The organism is Actinophytocola xinjiangensis (assembly GCF_001921215.1).
Lineage (GTDB): Bacteria > Actinomycetota > Actinomycetes > Mycobacteriales > Pseudonocardiaceae > Actinophytocola > Actinophytocola xinjiangensis.
Genome location: NZ_MSIF01000006.1, coordinates 1 through 24728, shown reverse-complemented (window position 1 = coordinate 24728; position 24728 = coordinate 1). Strand labels below are relative to the sequence as shown.

General features: G+C 72.3%; 23 protein-coding genes. 10 read left to right on the top strand and 13 right to left on the bottom strand.

Annotated features, from left to right (window positions below; translation table 11 throughout):
• Positions 1–32: 32 nt before the first annotated feature.
• Positions 33–944 (bottom strand): S66 peptidase family protein, encoded by a 912-nt coding sequence (locus tag BLA60_RS14710; protein ID WP_075133444.1) that lies wholly within the window; start codon positions 942–944, stop codon positions 33–35.
• Positions 941–2902, bottom strand: coding sequence for a prolyl oligopeptidase family serine peptidase (locus BLA60_RS14705; RefSeq protein WP_075133443.1), 1962 nt, complete (start codon positions 2900–2902; stop codon positions 941–943). The genes BLA60_RS14710 and BLA60_RS14705 overlap by 4 nt, the downstream gene beginning before the upstream one ends.
• Before the next feature lie 119 nt (positions 2903–3021).
• On the opposite strand from BLA60_RS14705, the gene BLA60_RS14700 reads away from it, so the two are divergent.
• Entirely contained in the window at positions 3022–3594 is a 573-nt protein-coding gene (locus BLA60_RS14700; protein ID WP_075133442.1) for a DUF3090 domain-containing protein, read from the top strand.
• A 3-nt stretch (positions 3595–3597) separates the two neighbouring features.
• Complete coding sequence (locus tag BLA60_RS14695; protein WP_075133441.1) at positions 3598–4392, top strand: SCO1664 family protein; 795 nt, start codon at positions 3598–3600, stop codon at positions 4390–4392.
• 10 nt (positions 4393–4402) lie between these two features.
• Here the strand turns inward: BLA60_RS14695 and BLA60_RS14690 are convergent, their stop codons facing one another.
• Complete coding sequence (locus BLA60_RS14690) at positions 4403–5509, bottom strand: winged helix DNA-binding domain-containing protein (protein ID WP_075133440.1); 1107 nt, start codon at positions 5507–5509, stop codon at positions 4403–4405.
• 345 nt (positions 5510–5854) lie between these two features.
• Between BLA60_RS14690 and BLA60_RS14685 the strand changes: the two genes are divergently transcribed.
• Positions 5855–7006 (top strand): pyridoxal phosphate-dependent aminotransferase, encoded by a 1152-nt coding sequence (locus tag BLA60_RS14685; protein ID WP_245812010.1) that lies wholly within the window; start codon positions 5855–5857, stop codon positions 7004–7006.
• 23 nt (positions 7007–7029) lie between these two features.
• Here BLA60_RS14685 and BLA60_RS14680 read toward each other — a convergent pair whose 3' ends face one another.
• Both BLA60_RS14680 and BLA60_RS14675 read right to left on the bottom strand, forming a co-directional pair.
• Positions 7030–7542: a VOC family protein gene (locus BLA60_RS14680; RefSeq protein ID WP_075133438.1), complete on the bottom strand. Its 513-nt coding sequence runs from the start codon at positions 7540–7542 to the stop codon at positions 7030–7032.
• Positions 7539–8066, bottom strand: coding sequence for an RNA polymerase sigma factor (locus tag BLA60_RS14675; protein WP_075133437.1), 528 nt, complete (start codon positions 8064–8066; stop codon positions 7539–7541). The genes BLA60_RS14680 and BLA60_RS14675 overlap by 4 nt, the downstream gene beginning before the upstream one ends.
• 82 nt (positions 8067–8148) lie before the next feature.
• Between BLA60_RS14675 and BLA60_RS14670 the strand changes: the two genes are divergently transcribed.
• The 3 genes from BLA60_RS14670 to BLA60_RS14660 all read left to right on the top strand — a co-directional run bounded on the left by BLA60_RS14670 (position 8149) and on the right by BLA60_RS14660 (position 10833).
• Entirely contained in the window at positions 8149–8958 is an 810-nt protein-coding gene (locus tag BLA60_RS14670) for a DUF3097 domain-containing protein (RefSeq protein WP_075133436.1), read from the top strand.
• 35 nt (positions 8959–8993) lie between these two features.
• Entirely contained in the window at positions 8994–9419 is a 426-nt protein-coding gene (locus BLA60_RS14665; RefSeq protein ID WP_075133435.1) for an NfeD family protein, read from the top strand.
• 97 nt (positions 9420–9516) lie between these two features.
• On the top strand, positions 9517–10833 hold the full coding sequence (locus BLA60_RS14660; protein ID WP_075133434.1) for an SPFH domain-containing protein: 1317 nt from the start codon (positions 9517–9519) through the stop codon (positions 10831–10833).
• A gap of 22 nt (positions 10834–10855) precedes the next feature.
• On the opposite strand, the gene BLA60_RS46220 is transcribed toward BLA60_RS14660, so the two are convergent.
• Positions 10856–11788 carry a ferredoxin family protein gene (locus BLA60_RS46220; protein ID WP_211288731.1) on the bottom strand — a complete coding sequence of 311 codons (933 nt, stop codon included), beginning with the start codon at positions 11786–11788 and terminating at the stop codon, positions 10856–10858.
• Positions 11789–11964: 176 nt separating this feature from the next.
• On the opposite strand from BLA60_RS46220, the gene BLA60_RS14650 reads away from it, so the two are divergent.
• Both BLA60_RS14650 and BLA60_RS14645 read left to right on the top strand, forming a co-directional pair.
• Positions 11965–13776, top strand: a complete 1812-nt coding sequence (locus BLA60_RS14650) for an ABC transporter transmembrane domain-containing protein (protein WP_075133432.1) — start codon at positions 11965–11967, stop codon at positions 13774–13776.
• On the top strand, positions 13773–15518 hold the full coding sequence (locus tag BLA60_RS14645; RefSeq protein WP_075133431.1) for an ABC transporter ATP-binding protein: 1746 nt from the start codon (positions 13773–13775) through the stop codon (positions 15516–15518). Before BLA60_RS14650 ends, BLA60_RS14645 begins: the two co-directional genes overlap by 4 nt.
• On the opposite strand, the gene BLA60_RS14640 is transcribed toward BLA60_RS14645, so the two are convergent.
• On the bottom strand, positions 15519–16457 hold the full coding sequence (locus BLA60_RS14640) for a helix-turn-helix transcriptional regulator (RefSeq protein ID WP_075133430.1): 939 nt from the start codon (positions 16455–16457) through the stop codon (positions 15519–15521).
• Positions 16458–16546: 89 nt separating this feature from the next.
• Between BLA60_RS14640 and BLA60_RS14635 the strand changes: the two genes are divergently transcribed.
• Both BLA60_RS14635 and BLA60_RS14630 read left to right on the top strand, forming a co-directional pair.
• Positions 16547–16957 (top strand): VOC family protein, encoded by a 411-nt coding sequence (locus BLA60_RS14635; protein WP_075133429.1) that lies wholly within the window; start codon positions 16547–16549, stop codon positions 16955–16957.
• A gap of 435 nt (positions 16958–17392) precedes the next feature.
• Entirely contained in the window at positions 17393–18403 is a 1011-nt protein-coding gene (locus tag BLA60_RS14630; protein WP_075133428.1) for a 3-oxoacyl-ACP synthase III family protein, read from the top strand.
• A gap of 63 nt (positions 18404–18466) precedes the next feature.
• Here BLA60_RS14630 and BLA60_RS14625 read toward each other — a convergent pair whose 3' ends face one another.
• From BLA60_RS14625 to BLA60_RS46425, 6 genes are read right to left on the bottom strand one after another with little or no spacing between them, the layout of a single operon-like run.
• Positions 18467–19843 carry an NAD(P)/FAD-dependent oxidoreductase gene (locus tag BLA60_RS14625; protein ID WP_075133427.1) on the bottom strand — a complete coding sequence of 459 codons (1377 nt, stop codon included), beginning with the start codon at positions 19841–19843 and terminating at the stop codon, positions 18467–18469.
• A 12-nt stretch (positions 19844–19855) separates the two neighbouring features.
• Entirely contained in the window at positions 19856–20743 is an 888-nt protein-coding gene (locus BLA60_RS14620) for an SAM-dependent methyltransferase (protein ID WP_075133426.1), read from the bottom strand.
• Positions 20740–21684: an SDR family NAD(P)-dependent oxidoreductase gene (locus tag BLA60_RS14615; RefSeq protein WP_075133425.1), complete on the bottom strand. Its 945-nt coding sequence runs from the start codon at positions 21682–21684 to the stop codon at positions 20740–20742. Before BLA60_RS14615 ends, BLA60_RS14620 begins: the two co-directional genes overlap by 4 nt.
• Positions 21681–22715 carry an SDR family oxidoreductase gene (locus BLA60_RS14610; protein WP_075133424.1) on the bottom strand — a complete coding sequence of 345 codons (1035 nt, stop codon included), beginning with the start codon at positions 22713–22715 and terminating at the stop codon, positions 21681–21683. Before BLA60_RS14610 ends, BLA60_RS14615 begins: the two co-directional genes overlap by 4 nt.
• Before the next feature lie 14 nt (positions 22716–22729).
• Positions 22730–24382, bottom strand: a complete 1653-nt coding sequence (locus tag BLA60_RS14605; protein ID WP_075133423.1) for an AMP-binding protein — start codon at positions 24380–24382, stop codon at positions 22730–22732.
• Positions 24372–24725: a fatty acid desaturase gene (locus BLA60_RS46425; protein WP_084734936.1), complete on the bottom strand. Its 354-nt coding sequence runs from the start codon at positions 24723–24725 to the stop codon at positions 24372–24374. The genes BLA60_RS14605 and BLA60_RS46425 overlap by 11 nt, the downstream gene beginning before the upstream one ends.
• Positions 24726–24728: the final 3 nt, after the last annotated feature.

Here is a 24728-nt window from a genome sequence, read left to right as displayed (position 1 = left end):
CGACTGACCGTCCTCACAGGACCGGTGTGGGTCTAGGTGAGGGCCGGTTGGGTCAGGGTGAGCACCCCGGCGTCGGCGTCCAGAGTGGCCCGGACCCCCAACGGCACCGTCACCTGCCCCGGCAGATGCCCGAACCCCAGCTCCCACACCATCGGCATCCCCAACCCTCCCAACAGGTCCATCAGCACCGCGTACACCTCGGCCGGCTCGCCACAGCCCGTCCACGAGCCAAGCGCGATGCCGTTGACCCCGGTGAACCACCCCGCCCGCAGCAGCTGGGTGACCATCCGGTCCACCTGGTACGGCTCCTCGTTGACGTCCTCCAACAGCAGGATCACGTCCTCCGGCGGCGGGTCACCAGCGCCCAACCCGGACGCCAGCAGGCTCAGGTTCCCGCCGGTGAGCATCCCCGACGCGCTGCCATGACCCATCGTCGCCACCGTCGGCCCGGTGATCGACACCATCGTCTCCGGCTCGAACAACGTCGCCCACAGATGCTTCTGCGCGGTCGCGTCGAAATGGTCGGAGGCCAACATCGGCGAGAACAGGGTCACCACCCCCAGCTGGGCGCCGATCGCGCCGTGCAGGGCGGTGATGTCGCTGGACCCGGCGAACACCTTCGGTCCCGCCTCGGCCATCGCCGGCCAGTCCAGCAGGTCGACCATGCGCATCGTGCCGTAGCCGCCGCGCGCGCAGATCACCGCGTCGACCGCCGGATCACACCACGCCCGCCGCAGGTCCTCGGCGCGCGCCGAGTCCGACCCGGCCAGATAGGGCAGATCCGGGTGGCGGTCCAGGACGTGGTCGCCGAGCACCACCTCCAGGCCCCACTCCCGCAGCACCGCCACACCCCGGTCCAGCAGCTCGGGCCGCACCGGACCCGACGGCGCCACCACCGCCACCCGGCTGCCCGGCGCCAGCCGCGCCGGACGCGCCCTGGTCACGAGCGCAGGTCCAGAACCGGCACCCCGGGCGGGGCGAAACCGAACACCTGCCCGTAGAAGGACAGTTCGGCCTCCAACGCCGCACGGACCGTCTCCGCCTTGCGGAACCCGTGCTGCTCACCGGCGAAGGTCAGGTAGGCGTGCGGGACGCCCGACCCGTCCAGCGAGGCGACGAACCGGTTGGCCTGCGCCGGCGTGCACACCTGGTCCTCCAGGCCCTGCAGCAGCAGCACCGGCCCGGCGAGCTGGTCGATCCGGTTGATCGGTGACCGCTCGACGTAGCGGGCCTCGTGCTCGGGGAGCGTGCCGACCAGCGAGTCGAGGTAGCGGGACTCGAAGTCGTGGGTCTCGCCGACGAACGCCAGCATGTCCAGGATCGGATACATGATCGTGCCGCACCGGTAGGTGTCGACCATCGTCATCGACGCCGCCGAGGTCCAGCCGCCGGCCGAACCACCCCGGATCGCCAGGCGGGTGCCCTCAGCGCTGCCCTCCCGCGCCAGAGCGGTGGCGACCGACGCGCAGTCCTGCACGTCCACCACCCCCCACCGCTCGTTGAGCGACTCGCGGAACGCCCGCCCGTAGCCCGCCGAACCGCCGTAGTCCACCGCCACCACCCCGAAGCCCCGGCTGGTGAAGAACGCGGTGTCCAGGTTCAACGTCGGCCGCACCTGCCCGGTCGGGCCGCCGTGGACATACACCAGGTAGGGCGGGGCGGTGCCCTCCGGCGCCGCGTAGTCGGGGTTGCGCGGCGGATACACCCACGCGGGCACACTGCGCCCGTCCTGACCGGCGAAGCGCCGCAACGTCGGCTCCGGCAGATACGCCGGGTCCGCCGGGGCGACCGGCTCCGCACTGACCCGGGTCGTCGCCCCGGTGGCCAGGTCGACGCGGTTCACCGTCACGTCCCGGGTCGGCGTGGCGGCCCCGGCGGCCAGCACAGGCCCGTCCGGGTCGACCACGACCAGGTCGGCCGACCACCACGACAGGTCGGTGTCCACGTCGGTCACCGTCGCGGTGTGCTCGTCGAGGACCGCGAGCCGACCGGAACGCAGGATCGCGTGCCGCCCGCCGCCCAACGGCGTGAACCAGCGCTGACCCAACGTCCACAGCGGCCCACCGAGCTCCTGCGCGCACGGCGCGAGGTTCGTGGCCGTCCCGTCGAGCCCGATCCGGAACAGGTTCCACCAGCCGTCGGGGTCGTTGAGTGCCAGCAGCGACTCCGGGGACTCCCAGCTCACCTGGCACACGCTCTGCCGCTCACCGCCCGCCAACACCGCGTAGGAGTCCAGGTCGGTCAGTGGCGCGACACACAGCTCGGTGCCGTCCCACGGCATCGCCGGGTGGTCCCAGCCGATCCACGCCAGCCGGGCGCCGTCGGGCGACAGCCTCGGGCACGCCAGGAAGTGGTGCCCGCCGCCGCCCAGCACCGTCACCGCACCGGAGGTGACGTCGACGGTCACCAGGTCACGGCTGATGTCAGTCGGCCCGTCACCGGTGACGGTCTCCCGCACGCACAGCACCGTGCCCTCCGGCCCTGGCGCCAGGTCGGCGTAACGCCACCCGTGCTCCCGGTCCGGTTCGGCGGTGAGCGGGGTCGGCTCGCCCGGCCCGTCCGGCCCGTCGACCGCCAGGCGGTAGAGGCGCTGGTCGGCCCAGTGGGTGAACACCAGAACCTCACCGCCCGGGGTGCCGCCCGGGGTGTCGATCACGACCCATGGCCGCCCGCCGTACTCGTGGACCCGGTTACGGACGTTCCACGGGGCCGCGAGGACCTCGACCGGTCCGTCGGGGCCCTCGCGCACCAGGGCCAGCCGGCCCCCTTCGCCCGGTCGGCTCTCCGCCCACCACACCCTTCCCCGATGTGCGCCGATCCACCGGGGTTCGCCGCCCGCGGCGGCCACCGCCTCGGCGCTCAGCGGTGACTCCCAGCTTCCGAAGTGTGCGATCTTCACCACGGGCGAAACCCTAACCGGTTCGGGTGCGGCCGGTGGCTTCGATAACGTTCGACGCAACCAACGTCGGGTCGGGAACAGGCCTGCTCGTCCGCGTCGTTTGCCGTAGGGTCGGAGGTGCCATGGCTCGTGTCATTCATGTCTTCCGCCAACCTGATCGGTTCGTCGCCGGCACGGTTGGCCAACCCGGCGACCGCATCTTCTACCTGCAGGCATCGGAGAGCGCACGGACGATCAGCGTCACGCTCGAGAAGCAGCAGATGGCGGTGCTCGCCGAACGCATCGGATCACTGCTGGAGGAGGTCCACCGCCGCTTCGGCGCCGACCTGCCCGACGAAACCCCCGGCGACCAGGTCGACGCCGACCCGCTGCGGGTGCCGGTGGAGGAGGAGTTCCGGGTCGGCACGATGGGCCTGGGCTGGGACTCCGAAACCCGCGCGGTCGTGATCGAACTGTTGGCGATCACCGAGGCCGAGGTCGACGAGTCGATCGTGCTGGACGACACCGAGGAAGGCCCGGACGCGGTGCGGGTGTTCCTCACCCCCGCCGAGGCGCGGGCCTTCGCCGAACGCGCCGACCGGGTGATCAACGCCGGCCGCAAACCCTGTCCGCTGTGCGGCGAGCCGCTCGACCCGGCCGGGCACGTGTGCCCCCGGCAGAACGGCTACCGGCGCACCGAGGAGGAGACGGACTGACCCTTGCTGCCGTCCGATCCGGCCGTTGCCGAACTGCTCACCCGCGGCCGCATCGAGGTCGAGGGCAGGCTGGTCGACGCGTCCAACGCCACCCTGTTCTGTGCGATCAGCGGCGGTGATGCCGCCGCGCAGTGCGTGTACAAACCGGTCAGCGGCGAACGCGCGTTATGGGACTTCCCGGACGGCACGCTCGCCGGCCGGGAAGTCGCCGCCTACCTGGTGTCCCAGGCGGCCGGCGTGCCGTTGATCCCGCCGACGGTGCTGCGCCAGGGCCCGTTCGGGCCGGGCATGGTGCAGCTGTGGGTGGACACCAAGGAAGGCGACGACCTGGTCGACGTGCTCGCGCCCCAGGACGTGCCGAAGGGCTGGCGGGCGGTGCTGCGCGCCCACGACCGCCACGGTGACCCGGCGGTGCTGGTACACGCCGACCACCCGAGCGTGCGGCTCATGGCAGCCCTCGACGTGGTGATCAACAACGCTGACCGCAAGGGCGGGCACGTGCTGCACGGCACCGACGGCAACGTCTACGGCGTGGACCACGGCATCTGCCTGCACACCGAGAACAAGCTGCGGACCGTGCTGTGGGGGTGGCTGGGGGAGCCGCTGGGGGAGGAGGCCGAGGCGATGCTCGCGACCCTGGCCGACGCGGTCGACACCGGCCTGGCCGAACGGCTCGCCGAGCACCTGACCCGCGCGGAGGTCCGCGCGTTCGGCCACCGGCTGGAGGCACTGCGGCGCACCGCCGTGTTCCCCACCCCCGGCCAGGACCACCGCGCCATCCCGTGGCCAGCGTTCTGACCGGCGCGTTCTAGCCGGTCTCGGCCATCACCACCCGACGGGTCGTGGCCTGCGGAGCCGCGAACTCCAGCAGCCGTTCGCCCTCGGCGACCAGCGCCCGCGAGTCCTTCGTGGACACCGAGGCCCACGGGGTGATCGTCAGCGTGGCCGCCGGCGCCGCGGCCTTGCCCTGCCTGGTGATCCGCCACGCGCCACGCAGGAACCCGTCCACCAGGAACGTCGCCGGGAACACGCCGTTGGGCACGGCGGCGAATCGGGCGCGCATCGGGTCGGACATGATCCGGGTGCGGTCGGCGTAGGAGAGCAGCACGTTGTCGAACTCGGGCAGGAACCGCACCGGCACCGGCAGGTCGGGCTCGGGGCGGGGCGCCTCGGGCAGGTCGAGGAGCCGCCGGCCCTGCTCGTCGGTGAGCTCCAGCAGCTCCATGCCGTCGGCGACCTGCCCGAGGCGGGTGAGCCCGCACCAGGTCCGCAGGTCGGCGACCGTCGCCGGCCCGTACGCGGCGAGATAGCGGCGGACCAGCTCGGCGAGGTCGGGCGCGGGATGGTCGTCCTGGCCGAGCCAGTCCCGCGCGGTCTGGTACACGGTCTGGCCGCTGCGGCCCCACACCGCGCGTGGCGGCAGCTGCACCAGCGGCAGGACGCCCCGGGCCGCTCGCACCAGCGCGGCGGGGGCGTGCTCTGGCCAGCGGGCGGCGAGCGCGGCCCCGAGTTCCTTGGCGCTGTGCGGGCGCGCGGCGAGCAGCTCCCGGGCGGTCGCGGCGACCGCGGGCAGGTCCAGGCCGGTCAGGTCGGCGGCACGCAGCCCACGGTCCATCAACGGCTGGAGCAGGGGCCGCAGGTAGCCCGCGTCGGCGGCGGTGACCAGGTGCACGGTGTCCCGCATCAACGCCAGGCGCACCACCCGCCGCTCCAGCAGCGCCCCGGCGAGCTCGGCGGGATCGAAGTCCACCAGCCGGGACCACAGCGCGTAGTAGGGCGGGAACGGGGCCTGGGCCTGCAAACCGGCCAGGTGGTGCACGGCGTCGAGCGCGGTCAGACCGGCGCGCTCGACCAGCAGCTGGCGGGCCAGCGTGGCGCGGTTGAGCGCGCGAGTACTCAGAACGGTGGTGGTCACGGAAAGTCCTTGTCAGAGGTGGTGCGGGCACTGTCGCACACCGCACCGACCCAGATCAGGGCGCGCACGTGCCGGCCAGGGCCTGACCCCGGCGGTGGTCGCCACGGTCGCCCGCGCGCATCAGCGTCTGCCTTCACCCACCGCGACCGCGCCGGCGCGCCGCGTCGAACCGTCCCGCCCGGTCCTGCCCGGGCACCACCGGGCCTGACCAGTGGCGATGGCTGGCCGGGCACACTGGGCGTGCCGGACCGGGTCCCGCGCCCGCCCCGAAGTGGTGGACCAGACCCGCCGCCTCGCCGACCGGGTCGCCGCCGCGACCCCCGAACCTGGAGAGCCGCGTTGAGCGTGTCCCGTCTCGCCCACATCCCCGGCATCGGCGTCGACGTCCTGGGTGACGCCGCCGACGCCGCCGACGACCCCGGCCTGCTGCGCCTGGAGAACCTCGACACCGACCTGCGCCCGCCCCGCGTCGCCCTGGACGCCACCCGCGCGGCGATCGACGACGACACCGCCAACAGCTACCTGCCCTTCCAGGGCAGGACGAGTCTGCGCACGGCCGCCGCCGCGCACGTGTCGCGCCTGGCCGGCCGCCACTACGACCCGGCACGCGAATGCGTCAGCGTCGCCGGCGGCCTCAACGGCGTGCTCAACGTGCTGCTGGCGACCGTCGAACCCGGCCAGGAGGTCGTCCTGGGCGACCCGGTCTACGCCGGGCTGGTCAACCGGGTCCGGCTGGCCGGCGGCGTGCCCCGCCACGTCCGCAGCCACCCCACCGAGCAGGGCTGGCGCACCGACCCGGACGAGCTGGCCGCCGCCGTCGGCCCCCGCACCGCCGCCGTGCTGGTCATGTCGCCGGCCATGCCCACCGGCGCGCTGCTGGGCGCCGAGCACTGGGCCGCGCTCGCCCCGGCCGTCGCCGAACACGACTGCTGGGTCATCCACGACGCGGCGATGGAACGGATCCGGTTCACCGGCGGGCCGCACCACCCCGCCCGCCACCCCGGCCTGACCGAACGCACGATCACCGTCGGCTCGGCCTCCAAGGAACTGCGCATGATCGGCTGGCGGGTCGGCTGGGTCGTCGGCCCGGCGCCGATCATGGCCGACGTGCACCTGGTCGGGCTGAGCAACGTCGTCTGCCAGGTCGGCCTCGCCCAGCAGGCGGTCGCCGACGCGCTCACCGCCCCCGACGCCGACGCCGAGGTCGCCGCCGCCACCGCCACCTGGCGTGCCCGCGCGGAGCTGATCACCCGCGAGCTGGCCGACTATCCGTGCGTGCGGCCCGACGGCGGCTGGTCGCTGCTGGTCGACACCGAGGCCATGGGCCTGACCCCGCACCAGGCCTCCGCCCAGCTGTTCGAACGGGGCAGGGTCGCCGCGACCCCGATGGTCGGCTGGGGCCCGTCGGGGGAGCGGTACCTGCGGCTGGTGTACGCCAACGAGCCGGTCGAGCGGTTGGCCGACCTGCGGGAGCGGTTCGTCGCCGCGTTCGGCTGAGCCGAGACGCTGAGCCGGGTGGCTCAGGCGGGTGGGCGGTTGAGCATCCAGCGGTGCCCGAACGGGTCGACGATCACCGCCGCCCGCCCGTAGGGCTCGTCGGCCGGGGCGCGTTCCACCGTGGCGCCCCGGCGGCGGGCCGTGGCCACCGTCGCGTCCACGTCGGCGACCTCCAGGTGCAGGGTGTGGCTGAACGGGCCCGGGGTCGGCGGGCCGACCGGCACGTCCGGGTACAGCGGCGAGGGCTCGGCGAGCATCAGCACGGCGCCACCGAAGTCCAGTTCGGCGTGCCCGATGGTGCCGTCGGCGTTGACGTGCCGCTCGCCGCGCGGGCGGGCGCCGAGAACCTCGCTGTACCAGGCCAGCGCGGAGCGCGCGTCGGCCACGACGAGGTAGGGGCTCAGCGCCGGTGCGTTGATCATGGGTGCTCCTGTCAGGATCGCGTCGGCCAGCGCGCGGCGCAGCCGGTCGGCGAACGCACCCGGCGGATCGACGGGCGAATCGGGTAGGTGCAGCGAGTCGAACGGGTCGGTCACGGCGAACCTCCCTGGTACTCGCGGCGGAACGCCGCCCGCGCCCGAACCAGCAACGCCTCGGTGGCGTGCACGGTCCGGCCCAGCACCCGCGCCACCTCGGGCACCGCCAACCCGTCGAGGTAACGCAGGGTCAGCGCCGAGCGGTGGTGGGCGCCGAGCCGGTCGAGCACCGCGCGGGCGCGGATCGCGTCCAGCGTGGTCTCCCACGGGTCGGTCACCGGCTCCGGTTCACCGTCCAGGCGCCGCAGTCCGCGTTCCTCGCGGGCGACGCGACGCCAGTGGTCGGCGAGCTTGTGCCGGGCGACACCGATCAGCCACGGCACCGACGGTGCCGTGACCGATGCCGCCGCGTCGGGCGCGCGGACCGACGCCACCGCCGCCAGGAAGGTCTCCGCGGTGAGGTCCTCGGCCAGCGCGGCGTCGCGGCAGCGGGCCAGCAGGTAGCCGTAGACGTGCGGCAACGCCTCCTCGTAGAGCTCCAGCAGCCCCAACGCCGGGTCGGGCCGCGCGCGTGGCGCGTTCACGTCCCTATGGTCGTCCCGGGACGCGACACTCCGACGGGCGGATTCCGGAATTTTCACCCGGACGATCGATAGGGTCCCGCCCGTGGCTGACGACCGGTACGGCGGCGATGTCCTGTCCCGCAAACCTCGGCGCGCGGTGCCCGAGGTGGTGGCCGAGCGCGGACTGGTGGTCGAGGACCCGGCGAGCGGGTTCTGCGGCGCGGTGATCCGGTTCGAGCAGGGCAACGTCGTGCTCGAGGACCGGCACGGCCGCCACCGGCTGTTCCCCCTGACCCCCGCCGGGTTCCTCGTGGACGGCGCCCCCGTGACCCTGGTGCGGCCCACCGCCAGACCGGACACCGGACCGACCGTGTCCGCGTCCGGGTCGGTCCGCGTCGAGGGACACACCGCGCGGACCGCGCGCGCCGGCCGGCTGTGGGTCGAGGGCATCCACGACGCCGAGCTCGTGGAACGCGTGTGGGGCCACGACCTGCGCGTGGAGGGCGTGGTGGTGGAGCCGCTGCACGGCATCGACGACCTGCCGGGACTGGTCGCCGGGTTCGGCACCGCGCCACACCGGCGGCTGGGTGTGCTGGTCGACCACCTGGTCGCCGGCAGCAAGGAATCCCGGATCGTCACCACCCTCCGCGACCCGAACGTGTTGGTCACCGGTCACCCGTACGTGGACGTGTGGCAGGCGGTGCGGCCGGCGTCGGTCGGGATCCGCGCCTGGCCCGACATCCCGCGCGGCCAGGACTGGAAGACCGGCATCTGCCAGGCCCTGAACTGGGGCGAGCCCGCCGACGGGTGGCGACGCGTCCTGGCCGGTGTGCGCGACTACAAGGACCTCGAAACCCCGCTCATCGGCGCGGTGGAACGCCTGATCGACTTCGTCACCACTGGTGAGGAGTAGTGACCAGGCGCGGTCCCTGGTGAGATCATGGCGCCATGGCCGCAGTGTTCTGGCTCCTCGGGGGGATCGCGCTGATCTCGGCCGAGGTCCTCTCCGGGGACTTCTTCCTGTTGATGATCGGGGTCGGCGCGCTGTTCGGCGCGGGCACCGAGTGGGTGTCGGGCAACTCGCTGGTCGCCGCGGCGGTGTTCGCGCTCGTCGCGATCGGCCTGGTGACCTTCGCCAGACCGTGGCTCAAACGCCGGATGCACGGCGAACTGGTGCGCACCAACGCCGACGCGCTGATCGGCAAGAAGGCGGTCGCGCTGTCGACGGTCAACCAGGCCGGCGGCCAGGTCCGTCTCGACGGCGACGTGTGGACCGCGCGCGCGTTCGACGACAAGGCCATCTCGCCGGGAGCGGCGGTCACCATCGTGGAGATCTCGGGAGCGACCGCGGTTGTTCTCGCCGACTCCGACTGACCCGATTCGTACGGTTACCAGGTGAACGGGTGGTGCATGTGATCTACTGCCCGGGGGTCCACCAGGACACGCCAACCAAAGCCGGAGTGGAGGCACGTTGACAGTCCTCATCATCGTCGTCGTCGTGGTGCTGTTCGTACTCACGGTGGTGGTGAAGTCCATCCTGGTCATCCCGCAGGCCCAGTCCGCGGTCGTCGAACGGCTCGGCAGGTTCCGCTCGGTGGCCGAACCCGGCCTGAACTTCCTCGTCCCGTTCCTCGACCGGGTACGCGCCAGGATCGACCGCCGCGAGCAGGTCGTCTCCTTCCCGCCGCAGCCGGTGATCACCCAGGACAACCTGACGGTGTCCATCGACACCGTCGTGTACTTCCAGGTGACCAACCCGCGCGACGCCGTCTACGAGATCTCCGACTACATCATCGGCGTCGAGCAGCTCACCACCACGACCCTGCGCAACGTCGTCGGTGGCATGAGCCTGGAGGAGACCCTGACCTCCCGCGACTCCATCAACGGTCAGCTGCGCGGCGTGCTCGACGAGGCCACCGGCCGCTGGGGCATCCGCGTGGCCCGCGTCGAACTGAAGGCCATCGACCCGCCACCGTCCATTCAGGACTCGATGGAGAAGCAGATGCGCGCCGACCGCGAGAAGCGCGCCATGATCCTCACCGCCGAAGGCACCCGCGAGGCCGCCATCAAGACCGCGGAAGGCCAGAAGCAGAGCCAGATCCTGTCCGCCGAGGGCGCCAAGCAGGCCGCCATCCTCGCCTCCGAGGGTGAACGCCAGTCCCGCATCCTGCGCGCCCAGGGTGAACGCGCCGCCCGCTACCTCCAGGCCCAGGGCCAGGCCAAAGCCATCGAGAAGGTCTTCGACGCCATCAAGGCCGGCAAGCCGACCCCCGAGGTCCTCGCCTACCAGTACCTGCAGACCCTCCCGCAGATGGCGCAGGGCGACGCCAACAAGGTCTGGATGCTGCCCAACGACTTCGGCAAGGCCCTCGAAGGCTTCGCCCGCACCCTCGGCGCCCCCGGCGACGACGGCGTCTTCCGCTACGAACCGCCCGCCTACGAACCGCCCGCCAACCCCGAGCAGGACGACGACGAGATCGCCTCCTGGTTCGACACCTCCACCGACCCCAAGGTCGCCCAGGCCGTCCGCGAGGCCGAAGCGGTCGCCCGCCAGGAGGTCCCCAGCCCGCTCGCGGGCGTCAAGCCCGCCGGGCCGCCCGCGCTCGCCGCCGCCCAACCCCCGCAGCCGGTGCACCAGCCAGAACCGGTCGTCGACGCCCCCACCCAGCGCACCCCCGCGCCCAACCCCACCCCGGGCCCGACACCCCGGCCGGCGCCGCGCCCCGACGGCCCCCACGGCCGCCCGCCGGAGTCGACCGAACTGTCCGACGAACCGCCCCGCTACTGAGGAATCCGCTACTGAGAATCCGCTACCGGGCGCCGCTCACCGAACGGTGGGTGGCGCCCACCGCTGTCACCGACCCGACCTCGAACGCCACCGCCGGTGTCGGCGCCGCCCCACAGCTCGCCGGCCGCGACTCGGCCACCGTCCGCTGGGTCACCAATACCCGCCACGACCGGCCGTCCTCGTGCCACACCGGCACCACCCACCCGCCCGGCGACTCCACCGCCGCGCCCACCTCCACCGCGTCCGGACAGTCCACCCCCGTCGACTCCCGCACCGCCAACTCCGCCACCTGACCGACCACCGGCCACGTCGAACGCCCCCGACAGCCCTCCGTCACCACCGCCGCGCCGCCCTCGAGCAGCCGCGCCCCCGACACCGCGTCCAGCCGCCCGTAGGAGTAGCCCGTCGGCAACAACACCGCGGTGGGGGACAGGCGATGCCCGCCGATGTGCGTGCACTCCCACACCGCGTCCCCGTGCGAACCCGCCAACTCCGCCGCCAGCGGACGACCCAACACCGCACAACACACGTCCCGGCGGCCGTTCGTACACACCAACAACAGCGGATCGGCCGACACCGAACCCAGCAACCCGCGCGTCCCCGCGCCGGCCGCCGCGAAATCCAGGTCCAGCAACTCCTTCGGATCGTGCACCGACGCCCGCTCCAGCCACGTCCGCCCCGGCGCCGTGTGCGCCAGATACACCCGCTGGGGCACCGGCCGATGCCGGTCGGGATGACTGCCGGGCCGGCGGATCAACACCACCCGCACCCCGGTCCCCGCCGTGAGCCGACCCAACTCGGCCGCCACCCCCGGATCCAGATGACTGGCCGACAACGCGTCGCGACCCCACGGCCCCGGCTGCTCGACACACAGCCAGGACCGGGCGGTCGCCGCCGTCCCGGCCAGCGGCTCACCCAACACCTCGGCCACCGCCGAGCAGCGTGACATGTCCATCCACACCAGACTCTCACGACCCGCCCCCGCACCCGAGCGCCGTCGACCCGGATCCCAGCCAGACGCTGCCCACCGTCGTTCGAACCGCCCCGGACCGTCCCCGAACCGTCACCCTGCGCTCTCAGCTGGCGGCGAAAGACCCAAAAAACGATTCACCCCGTCCCTAGGGTGAAACCATGCGCCTGACGGTCCCGCACGCCGACCCGGGCACCCCCGACGCACGCGGACCAGGCCGCTACCTGCTGTGGCTCATCCGCAAACAGCCCGGACGGGTCGCCCTCGGCTTCCTCTTCGGCAGCACCTGGATGATCGGCATGGTCGTCCCGCCCTACCTGCTCGCCCACGCCATCGACGACGGCCTGCAGCCCCGCGACACCACCATGCTCACCGTCTGGACCGCCGCGCTGCTGCTCGCCGGCGCCCTCAACGCCGCCATCGGCGTCGCACGCCACCGCACCATGACCTTCGTGCGCCTCGACGCCGGCTTCCGCACCGTCCAGGTCGTCATCCGCCACGCCGTCGCCGTCGGCGCCGAACTGCCCCGCCGCGTCACTTCCGGCGAGGTCGTCAGCATCGGCGCCGCCGACCTCGACCGCGTCATGCGCACCATGACCACCACCGGACCCGGCATCGGCGCCATCGTCAGCTACGTCGTCGTCACCGTCCTGCTCCTCGACATCTCCACCCCGCTCGCCCTCATCGTCGTCATCGGCGTCCCCGGCCTGCTGCTCGCCCTACTGCCCATGCTCAACCGCCTGCGCGCCACCGAAACCGTCTACCGCGACCACCAGGGCGCGCTCACCGCCCGCGCCGGCGACATCGTCGCCGGCCTCCGCGTGCTGTGCGGCATCGGCGGCAAGGACCGCTTCGCCCGCCGCTACCACCACGAATCCCACCACCTGCGCGTCACGGGCTACCGCGTCGGTGCCGTCGCCAGCTGGATCCAGGCCATCTCCGTCGGCCTGCCCATGGTGTTCCTCGCCCTCGTCACCTGGCTCGGCGCCCGCCTGGCCGCCACCGGCCAGATCACCATCGGTGAACTCGTCGCCGTCTACGGCTACGTCGCCATGCTCACCACCCCCATCTGGTTCCTCATCGAAGGCGCCCAGGACATCAGCCGGGGCTTGGTCGCCGCCCGCCGCGTCACCCGCGTCCTCACCCTGCGCCCCACCATCGACGACCACGCCACCGCCGCCTGCCCACCCGACCCCGCGCCCCTGCACGACCCCACCACCGGGCTCACCGTCAACCCGGGGGAGCTGCTCCTCATCGCCCCCGACCACCCCGCCGACGCCCTCGCCCTCACCGACCGCCTCGGCCGCTACACCCGCTCCGACACCACCTGGGGCGGCGCGCCCCTGACCGCCATGCCCGCCACCGAGGTCCGCCGCCGCATCCTCGTCGCCGACAACGACGCCCACCTGTTCGCCGGCGCCCTGCGCGAAACCCTCACCACCGGCCACACCGCCGTCACCGACGACGCCGTCCACCACGCCCTCCACACCGCCGCCGCCAGCGAGATCATCACCGGCCTGCCCGCCGGCCTCGACTCACCCGTCGACACCCAGGGCCGCGACCTGTCCGGCGGCCAACGCCAACGCCTGCGCCTGGCCCGCGCCCTGCTCGCCGACCCCGAGATCCTCATCCTCGTCGAACCCACCTCCGCCGTCGACGCCCACACCGAAGCCGCCGTCGCCGCCCGCCTGCGCGACCACCGCCACCACCACCCACGCCACCACCACCCACGCCGCCGCACCACCGTCATCGTCGGCACCTCACCGCTGCTGGCCGACCGCGCCGACCGCGTCGCCTACCTCGCCGGCGGGCGCATCGCCGCCACCGGCCGCCACCACGACCTGCTCGACACCGAACCCGGCTACCGCGCCCTGGTCCACCGCGGCGAGGACCCGCACACCGACCCGCACACCGACCTGGACACCGACCTGGACACCGACCTGGACACCGCCGACGAGGAACCCGCCAGGTGAGCAGCTACCCACTGCCCGTCGCCTCCCGCGCCGAGGTCCGCCGCGCCCACACCCACCTCGTCCGCACCGACCCCACCGGCGCCGCGCTCGTCCTGCTCACCGCCGCCCTGGCCGCCGCCGCCGGCCTCGGCGCACCCTGGCTCATCGGCCGCATCGTCAACCACGTCGAAGCCGGCCACCCCGCCCTGGGCACCGTCGACCTGCTCGCCCTGGGCATCCTCGCCTTCGCGCTCGCCACCATCGTGCTCACCCGCCTCGCCCGCTACCTCGCCCACCGCTTCGCCGAACGCGCCCTCGCCCGCCTGCGCGAGGAGTTCGTCGACCGCACCCTCGCCCTGCCCACCGGCGTCGTCGAACGCGCCGGCACCGGCGACCTCATGGCCCGCACCACCGCCGACATCGCCACCATCGGCGCCGCCCTGCGCGACGCCGCCCCCGAGGTGTTCGTCGGCGCCCTCCAGACCCTGTTCGTCCTGACCGCCATCACCGTCGTCCACCCCCTGTTCGGCCTCGCCGCCCTCACCGGCATCGCCAGCCTCTGGTGGGCCACCCGCTGGTACCTGCGCCGCGCCCGCGACGCCTACCTCGCCGAGGGCACCGCCAACTCCGACATGTCCGAAACCCTCGCCGCCACCGCCGAAGGCGCCCGCACCGTCGAGGCGTTCGCCCTGCACCGCCACCGCGTCCGCGCCGGCGACGACCGCGTCGGCCACGCCCACCGCACCCGCGTGCGCACCCTGTTCCTGCGCAGCGTGCTGTTCCCCGCCCTCGACTTCTCCCACATCCTCGCCGCCTGCCTCGTCCTGCTCACCGGCGGACTGCTCCACGGCAACGACCTCACCACCCTCGGCGCCGCCGTCACCGCCGCCCTCTACACCCTCCAACTCGCCGACCCGCTCACCGGCATCCTCATGTACATCGAGAACATCCAACGCGCCACCGCCTCCATGGCCCGGGTCAAGGGCATCGCCGACGCCGCCGGCACCCCACCACCCGGCGGCACCCCCACCGACGACCGCATCGAGGTCACCGGCGTGCGCTACGCCTACAGCCCCACCGGCCGCGACGTCCTGCACGATGTCGACCTCGCCGTCAGACCGGGGGAGCGGCTGGCCATCGTCGGGCCCTCCGGCGCCGGCAAGTCCACCCTCGGCCGCCTGCTCGCCGGCGTCGACGCACCCCACGCCGGCCGCGTCACCGTCGGCGGCGTCCCCGTCACCGACCTCACCCCCGACGAACTCCGCCGCCGCATCGTGCTCGTCACCCAGGAACACCACGTGTTCATCGGCACCGTCCGCGACAACCTCACCATCGCCGCCCCCACCGCCACCGACACCCAACTCCACACCGCGCTCACCGCCGTGGACGCCGACTGGATCCACACCCTGCCCGCCGGCCTGGACACCGAACTCGGCGCCGGCACCGACTCCCTCGACTCCGCCCAGGCCCAACAACTCGCCCTCGCCAGAGTCGTGCTCGCCGACCCCCACACCGTCGTCCTCGACGAGGCCACCGCCCTGCTCGACCCCACCACCGCCCGCCACGCCGAACGCGCCATGGCCGCCGTCCTGTCCGGACGCACCGTCATCGCCATCGCCCACCGGCTGCACACCGCCCACCACGCCGACCGGGTCGCCGTCATGGCCGACGGCCGGATCACCGAACTCGGCAGCCACCACGACCTCGTCCGCGCCGGGGGAGCGTACGAGGACCTGTGGCGCTCCTGGCACGGCAACACCTGATCACCCGTACAGTCCCGCCAACTCGCGCCCGATCCGCGCCAACTCCGCCCGCACCGCGTCCGACTCCACCACCTCCAGCCCCGCACCCCACCCCGCCAGATGCTGGGCCACCATCACCGGCGCCGGCGCCGACACCCGCACCGTCGCCACCCCGTCCCGCTCCTCGACCACCACACAGTGCTGGCCGAACTGCCGGCGCAGCACACTGACCAGCCGCGCCGGCACCCGCACCACCGCCGTACACGCCCGCTGCCCGTCCTCGACCCGCGCCACCACCTCCCGCCAGGCCGCGTCCAGATCGAACTCCGCCGGCCGCGACGCCGGCTCGTCGGTCACCTCGGCGCCGCTGATCCGGTCCACCCGGAACGTCCGCCGACCACGCTCGGTCCCCGCGATCAGATACCAGGAGTCGTCCTTGTCGACCAGCCCCCACGGATCCACCACCCGCCGCTGGGCCGGCTTTCCCTTGCTGGCGTAGGAGAACCGCACCCTGAGCCGCCGCACCACCGCGTTCTGCAACCGCGCCACCAACTCGGGCCGGGGCGTCACCGGATCACCCCACCGCGCCGAGTCGATGACCACCGCGCTGGCCGCCGCCGCCGCGTCCTCCCGGAAGGTGCGGGGGAGTGCCGCCACCAGCTTGCGCAGCGCCGCCTTCGCCTCCGGCGCCACCGCCGCCGCCGGACCCACCAGCAGGAACAGCGCCTGAGCCTCCGTCGAGGTCAGGCCACTGAGGTCCGTGCGCGCGCCGCCGACCAGCGACCAGCCGCCGCCCCTGCCAGGCTGCGGATAGACCGGGATACCGGCCGTCGACAGCGCCTCCAGGTCGCGGCGGGCCGTGGCCACCGAGATCTCCAGCTCCTCGGCGACCTCGGCCGCGGTCACCCGACCACGGGACTGCAGGAACAGAAGGGTCGCCACCAGGCGGTCCGCGCGCATGAGGACAGTCTGCCCAGAAAAGTAGTCACAGGATGAGCACTTTGTGGCGCAGAGTTCACCCCAACAGACCACCAGAGAGGACCACCCCGATGCTCCGAGGAATCGCCACCATCAGCCTGTTCGCCGACGACGTCACCGCCGCCGCGGACTGGTACGCCAGCCTGCTGGGGGACAGGCCCTACTTCCAGCGCCCCGAACAGGGCCCCCCGGCCTACGTCGAGTTCCGCCTCGGCGACCACCAGACCGAACTGGGCATCATCGACCGCCGCTACGCACCCCACCAGGACACCGCCCCCGGCGGCGCCATCCTGTACTGGCACGTCGACGACCTCGACGCCACCCTGGACACGCTCCACTCCCTGGGCGCCACCGACCACGAACCACGCACCGAGAGAGGCTCCGGTTTCGTCACCGCCTCGGTCATCGACCCCTTCGGCAACATCCTGGGCGTCATGACCAACCCGCACTACCTGGACATCGTCGCCGGGGGAGAGTCGTAGCCACCACGTCGCCAGGCCCACGGGCCGGCCAGGGCGCTGTCCGGTCCGGCCGGCCCTCAACCATCCGACAGACGATGCCCACCGGCGTCGGGGGCCCCCCGATTTCCAGGCTAGTCGAAGAAACGGGCCCAGTCGGGCGGGTGACCAGTGGCTGTGGACAACCTCGGCCACGAGTGGCACAGGCGCGCACGTCGGCCGACAGGTCCCGGCGACCCACGGCGCGACCCGTCGGCGGAAGCACACGGGTGAAAGAGCGGGCCGGTGAACCACACTGTGTTGAAGCCGCTGGGTCTGACTGTGACCGGCAAGGCTCCATCACCGTCCAGCCGCACGTGGGAGAGTGCCCCGCACCCACTACTTGACATAATGTAGATTATCGAACATTGCGACCGGAGTGCGGGGGAGCCTTGAGCAGGGCTGCCTACGCTCGACCGTGTGAGACCTGTCAGCCTGGTGGACCTCGGCAGTTACCTGCCCGACGCCGAAATCGGCCTGGAGTTCTTCTTCGGTGAGGACCTTCCGGACGATCCGATGTCCCGTAGTCCGGTGTTCAAACAGCCGACGACCCGCCGGCACGTCGCCCCGGGTGACCGTGCCGCCGAGATGATCCGGGACGCGGCCGCGCCGATGTTCGCGCGTCGTGGGATCGATCCGGCGGGCAACGTGGACGTGCTCATCACCAACGTGCTGTTGCCGGACGCGTTGTTCACCGGGTGTGGCGCGGAGACCGCCGAGCTGCTCGGGTGTACCCCGGAGTGGATCATCGATCTGCACAACGGTGGCTGCGCGTCGTTCCCGTACATGCTCAAGCTGGCGCGCACGATCATCGGCTCCGGGCAGGCGCGCACGGCGTTGGTGTGCAACGTGCAGAACGCGGCGGGTCAGGTGTTCGCCCAGCCCGGGGTGCGGACCTCGGCGCACGCGGCGGCGCCGGGCGACGGCTGCGGTGTCGCCTACCTGACTGAAGGTGGGCATTCGCCCATTCTGGGGGTGGAGACCCGTAACTCCCCTGGGTTCGCGATGGATCTGGGGCCGGCGACCTCCGACGGGCGGAAGTTCTGGGAACCGGGGGCCGGTGAGCTGGACGTGCGCTTCGCCGAGGAGAAGACCGCCGAGATCATCGCCAGGGGCAACGCGTTGGTGCCGGAGATGGTCACCGATCTGTGCAAGCGGATCGACCTGAGCCCGGACGACATCGACGTGCTGATCACCAACCAGCCGAACCGGATCTTTCTCCGTACCTGGCGTGACGCGCTCGGGTTGGAGCCCGAGCGGCACCTGGACACGTTCGACGCGTTGGGCAACCTGTACGGGGCCGGTGCGCCGGTGACCTTCGCCCAGGCGGTGCGGGACGGGCAGGTCCGTGACGGTGATCTGGTGGTGGTGGCGGGGTTCGCGCACGCCGGTGATTTCGCGGCCGCGGCGGCGGTGCGCTGGAACTCCTGACTCCCCGCTCCCCCACACGGACGGAAGCGGGGTGCGCCACGGCGCACCCCGCTTTCCGTTGTGTCAGACCAGTTGGGCGCGGATCAGGTTCGGGTAGCGGTCCTGCAGGGACAGCAGAGCGGTGAGGCCCTTGGCGCCGACCCAGGACACCGGCTCCACCGGGAAGCGGCGTTCCTTGCGGTTGACGAACAGCAGGTTGGTGTAGGTGGTGTCGCGGCCCAGGATGAGGTCGCGCAGGATCTTGCCGGCGGTGTGGGTCAGGGCGATGCCGTTGCCGCAGTAGCCGTAGGCGTGGTAGACGCCGTCGTCGGTGTTGCCGACGTGGGGGACGAAGTCGCGGGTCATGCCGACGCAGCCGCCGTAGGAGTAGGCGATGCGCACGTCGTCCCATTCCGGGAAGTAGCGGGTCAGCGCTCCGCGGAGGAACGCGGTGGCCTGGTCGCGGCGCATGTGTCGGTTCTCGGACATGTCCCTGCCGTAGAAGTACGGTGCCGGGCCGCCGCCGAAGAGCAGGCGGTTGTCCTTGGTGAACCGACCGAAGATGATGAAGTTGCGGGACTCGACGAACCCTTCCCGCTCGGGCCAGTGCACGCGGGAGAGCTGCTCGTCGGTGAGCGGGTCGGTGACCACCGCATAGCTCCACACCGGTTTGACGCCGTGTTTGAAGCCGCCGAACTGGTGTTGGTAGGCGTCGGTGCCCAGGACGAGTTTGTCGGCCACGACGCGCCCGCCGGGGGTGGTGATGACGTGGCGGCCGTTCTCCTTGGTGACCGAGGTGGCCATGGTCTGTTCGTGGATGTGCACGCCGAGGTTGCGTACGACCCTGGCCAGTCCCCTGGCGAGGCGGTGCGGGTTGAGCAGGGCGCCGCCGACCTTGAACGCGCCGTGGATGGCCGGTGAGCCGATCCGTTCGCGTGCCTCGTCGCCGTCGAGCAGGCGCAGGGAGTTCTTGGCGCCGATGCTCTCGGCGAGTTCGACGTCGCGGCGCAGCAGCCGGATCTGGGCGTCGTTGGCGGCCACGGAGAAGTAGCCGGTGGTTTCCAGTTCGGCGTCGACGTCGTGTTTGCGGCAGAAGCGGTCCAGTTCGAGCATGGAGCGGCCGACGACGGCGTAGGCGGTTTTGGCGCGGTCGGTGCCGAAGCCGTGGACCAGGCCGGCGAGGCTGTGGCCGATGGTGGGGGTGACGAAGCCGTCGGCGTGGCCGGAGGCGCCGGCGCCCGCGTAGTCCATCTCGACGATGTGGATGTCGAGGGACGGGTCGGCCTGCTTGAGGAAGTAGGCGGTCCACAGTCCGGTGTAGCCGCCGCCGATGATGCCGATGTCGCAGCGGACGTCACGGTCCAGCGGCGGGCCGGGTTCGACGGCTTCGGTGTCGCGCCAGTAGATGGAGTGCTTGATGCCGGTGGTGGCGGTGTGTCCGGGGGTGCTGATGGTGGCCATGTCGTGTCCCTTTCACACGCGCTCGAAGACGATGCGGACCAGGCCGAGGTGGCGGTTGCGGAAGCCGTCGACCGAGGCGCGCAGATAGCGTTCGTAGTCGGTGACGCGGGCGTCGCCGACGAGGTCGACGGCGCGGTCGCGGTGGGCGACGAGCCGGTCGAGCCATTCCTGGCAGGTGCGGGCGTAGTGGTCGGCGTCGTTGCGGGCCGAGACGAGGTCGAAGCGGCGTTCGCTGGCCTCGACGATCTCGGAGGTCCAGGGCAGTTCGGACTCGGGGAAGATGTGGTCGACGATGAACAGCAGGTCCTTGACGGTCTGGCGGTCCAGGCGGGTGTTGTTGCCCTTGACGTTGGTCTGCAGGGCCAGGCGCCCGCCCGGGGGGAGCCAGTCGTGGCAGGCGTCGAAGAAGCGGCGGTAGGCGGCGAGGCGGGCGGCGCGGGGCATGCCGAAGTCGGCGAAGTGTTCGAAGGCGCCGATGGAGATGATCGCGTCGTAGGGGGCGGTGTCCTCGCGCGGCGGCGGGACGTGGTCGGCCCAGTTCTCGACGCGGACGTCGTAGCGGCGGTCGGCGAAGCCGCGGATGTGGGCGGCCTGTTCGTTGGCGAGGGTGAGGCCGACGACCTCGGTGACGTCGTGGTGGTCGATCAGGCGGCGCATCAGGCCGCCCCAGCCGCAGCCGACGTCCAGGACGCGGCGCGCGCCGCCGGCCCGGGCGCCGGTGGCGAGGTGGTCGAGTTTGCGTTCCTGGGCGGCGCGCAGGGTGTCGTCGGGGCCGGCCCACAGGGCGCAGGAGTAGCTGCGGGTCTCGTCGAGCCACAGGGCGTAGAAGTCGTTGCCCCGGTCGTAGTGGCTCTGGATGGCTTCGGCGGAGGCGCCCTGGTAGTCGAGTTGGCTGGTCATTTCGCGGCTCCTGCCCGGACGACTGCCTGGTTGGCTGCCTGGTTCACGACCCGGTTGAGTCGTTCCATCCTGCTGGCCAGCGTGATCCGGCCCTCGAGCCGGAACGCGGGTGGTTGGCGGCCGTCGACGTCGGTGAAGCCGTAGCGGGCGGCGAGGTCGCCGACGGCGAGGCGTTGTCCGGTGACGGTCAGGACGTCGGGGTCGGCGGACAGGGCGGCGATGGCGCGGCCGACGTACTCCGGGGAGTGCACGACCTGGGCGGGGCCGGAGCCGAGCAGGTCCCAGGCGGCCTCGACGCGTTCGGTGCGGACGAAGCCGGGGTGCAGGGCGAGCGCGGCGACGCCGTGTTTGCGCAGTTCGTGGCCCATGCCCAGGGCGAGCCGGTCGGAGGCGGTCTTGCACATGTCGTAGGCGGCCTGGCCGAGGTAGACCTCGCCGTCGGTGAAGGAGATGTTGACGATCAGGCCGCTGGAGCGGGGCAGCATGAGCGGCACGGCGAGGCGGCTGGCGACGAACTGGCCGCGCAGGGACGCGGCGAACAGGTCGTAGCGCCACTGGGGCTGCTGCCAGAAGGGGGCGTCGAAGCGGTGTTCGTCGCTGCGTTCGTAGCCGGCCCAGGCGTTGTTGACCAGCAGGTCGAGGTGGCCGTGGTCGGCGGCGATGCGCTGGTAGAGGGCTTCGACGTCGGTGTCGTCGGTGTGGTCGCAGCGCACGGCGATGCCGGTGCCGCCGCGGGCGGTGACCTCCTCGGCGGTGTCGTCGACGGTGCCGGGCAGGTCCTCGGTGGTGGTGGCGCCGCGCACGCTGCGGCCGGTGACGTAGACGGTGGCGCCGGCCTCACCGAGGGCGGCGGCGATGCCCTTGCCCACTCCCCTGCTGGCGCCGGTGACCAGCGCGACGGTTCCGGCCAGGTCCGGTGGGCTCCACTGCGGGGTGGTCATGCTGTCTCCTTCACCGCGCGTGCGGTGTCCCGCACGCCGGTCCAGTAGGTGAGGCTGCGTCGGTAGGCGTCGCGGTCGCTGGGCTGGGGAACGTCGTGGCGTTGGGCGAGGGTGGGCAGGGAGGTGGGCAGGACGCCGCCGCAGGCGTGGGTGACCTCGCTGACGTCGATGAGGACCTTGAGGAAGGTGCGGGAGATGGCCGGGACCTGGTCCAGGGTCACTGGGAGGGGGTCGCGGGGGTCGACGACGGGGACCTCGGGGATGGCGCGGCCGAGGTGGGCGGCGTGGGCGCGCAGGATGGTCTGGGTGTCGTCGACGGTCATGGCGTTCTCGCCGTAGGTGAGCCAGTAGGTGGGGCCGAGGTCGTCGGCCAGGACCGCACGGGCGATGGCGACGGCGGTGACGTCCAGGGGGATGACGTCGACGAGATTTCCGCGGTGGGCGGGGAAGAACGGGGCCTTGCCCCGGCAGTACCAGTCGGACATGGTCTGCACGATCTGGGGTTGGCTGCTGGCGCCGGTGCGGGAGTCGCCGACGAGGTTGGTGGGGCGGTGGATGGTGTGCGGGACGCCGCTGGCGGCGAGCAGGTGTTCGGCGTCGAGTTTGGAGCGGATGTAGGGGCGCACGACGTTGCTGGGGCCCAGGTCGTCGAGGCGGCCGAGTTCGATGGCCCGCACGAAGCAGGTGCTGACGAGGTGGACGGGGGCGCCGGCGCGGCGGGCGAGGTCGATGACCTGGCGGGTGCCGCCGAGGTTGATGGCCTCGTAGCGGGCCCAGGGTTGGCCCCAGGTGGTGAGGGCGCCGGAGTGGATGATGACGTCGACCTCGTCGGCGAGCCGGTTCCAGGTGGTGTCGTCGAGGCCGAAGCGGGGTTGGGCGAGGTCACCGCGCAGGACCTCGTCGAGGTCGGGCGGTTGGGTGTCGCTGTGGACCAGGCCGATGACGCGGTGGCCGGGGAGGTGTTCGGGCAGGGCGCGGCCGATCACCCCGGAGGCGCCGGTGAGCAGGATGGTGCGGGTGGTGCTGGCCATGTCGAACCTTCCGGTTATCCGAGCCGGACCGTGGCCAGCGGCGTGAACCGGCCGGCGTCGAGCATCTGCCGGCAGCGGTGGCGTTGGATCTTGCCGCTGGGGGTTTTGGGCAGGCTGTTGCGGGTGAGGAACACGCATTCGTCGAGGGCGACGGCGGCCTTGGCCATGGCGACCGACGCGACGTGTTCGGCCAGCGGCCGGTAGTCGTCGAGTGCGCGTTTGACCTCGATGAACAGGGTGAGTTCGCGGCCGTTGGTGCCGCTTTCGGTGCTGCCGGAGATGAGGGTGGTGCAGCCCCGGCGGACGTCGGCGATGGCGTCGACGGCGTGTTCGATCTCGCGGGCGTAGACCTTGCGCCCGGACACGGAGATGACGTCGTCGACGCGGCCGACCGGGTAGAGGTAGCCGTCGCGGACGAAGCCGAGGTCGCCGGTGCGCACGGTGTCGCCGGTGAAGCGGTCGGCGGTGCGGTGCGGGTCGGCGAAGTAGCCGGCGGCCAGGGCGGGTGAGCGGACGGTGATCTCGCCGAGCCGGTCGCTGGGGACGCCGAGGACCTCGACGCCGGCGCAGGGTGTGCCGGCGGCGACGACGGCGGTCGCGGAGGGCTGCGCCGGGTCGAGTTCGACGAGTTCGCCGTCGGCCAGGGCGATGGAGTCGACGACGAGGTGTCGGGGTGGTTCGTGGACGGGGGTGGCGGTGACGGCGAGGGTGGCTTCGGCCAGGCCGTAGGCGGGCATGAGGGATTCGGGCCGGAAGCCGTAGGGGCCCAGGGAGTCGAGGACCTGGGTGAGGGTGCGGGTCTCGACGCGTTCGGCGCCGATGATGCAGGCGCGGACGTCCAGGCCGTTGGCCATGCGGGTGGAGCGGCCCAGGCGGGAGCCCAGGTGCAGGGCGGTGTTGGTGCCGGCGGTCATGCTGGCGCGGAACTCGGACATGTCGCCGAACCAGGTGCGGGGGGCGAAGGTGAACCGTTCGGGGGTGGACAGGTAGAGGGTCCAGTCGTTGATCCACGGGGTGAGCAGGGTGCCGAAGATGCCCATGTCGTGGGACAGCGGCAGCCAGGACACCGTGGTTTCCGCGCCCGGCCGCCCGTCGAGCATGGTGGTGATCATGGCGAGTTGGGCGTGGATGGCGGCGGTGGTGAGCACGCAGCCCTTGGGGGCGCTGGTGGAGCCGGAGGAGTACTGGATGAACGCCGGGTCGTCCTGGCCGGGTGGGCTGGGGTCGACGGTGCCGCTGCCGGCGAGCGATTCCCAGGTGCGGGCGCGCAGGGCGGTGCGCAGGTCCTCGTCGAGCAGGGCGTACATGCGTTCCTCGACGAGGAACACCTCGGGTCGCAGCTGGTCGCAGATGGTGCGCAGCTGGCGGGTGTACTCGTGGGCGTCCATGCCTCTGGCGGGGACGGGCAGGGAGGCGATGGCGCCGCCGGCCAGCCACACGCCGAGCAGTCCGCGTACGGCGTGGGGTCCGTTGGTGAGGACGGTGGCGACCCGGGTGCCGGGGCGGACGCCGAGGCGGCGCAGACCGGCGGTCATGCGTTCGGCGTCGGCGGCGACACCGGCCCAGGTGGTGGGGTTCTGGTCCCACCGGTCGCCGACCCAGCAGTGCAGGGTGGAGCGCCCGGGGTGGGTGAGCGCGTCCCAGAGGGTGCCGGTGTTATTCGACATCGACGATCCCGACGGTGGCGGTGCGGGCGCGGTGGGCCAACGGCTTGTCCGGTGTGGACCGGGCGTGACGGCCGCCGCCGAGTTTCTCCCAGGCCACCGCCTTCTGTTCCTGGCGGTCGCGGTCGATCCGGATCACGTTCGTCGCCAGCCCCAGCTTCTCCAACAGGCCGATCACCATCGCGCTGATGTCGATCTCCCACCACCGCATCCCGTGACTCGCCGACCTCGGGAACGCGTGATGATTGTTGTGCCACGCCTCACCGAACGAAAACAGCGCCAACCAGCCCACATTCCGTGACTCATCCGGCGTCGCGAACCGCCGCCGACCGAAATAATGACCGATCGA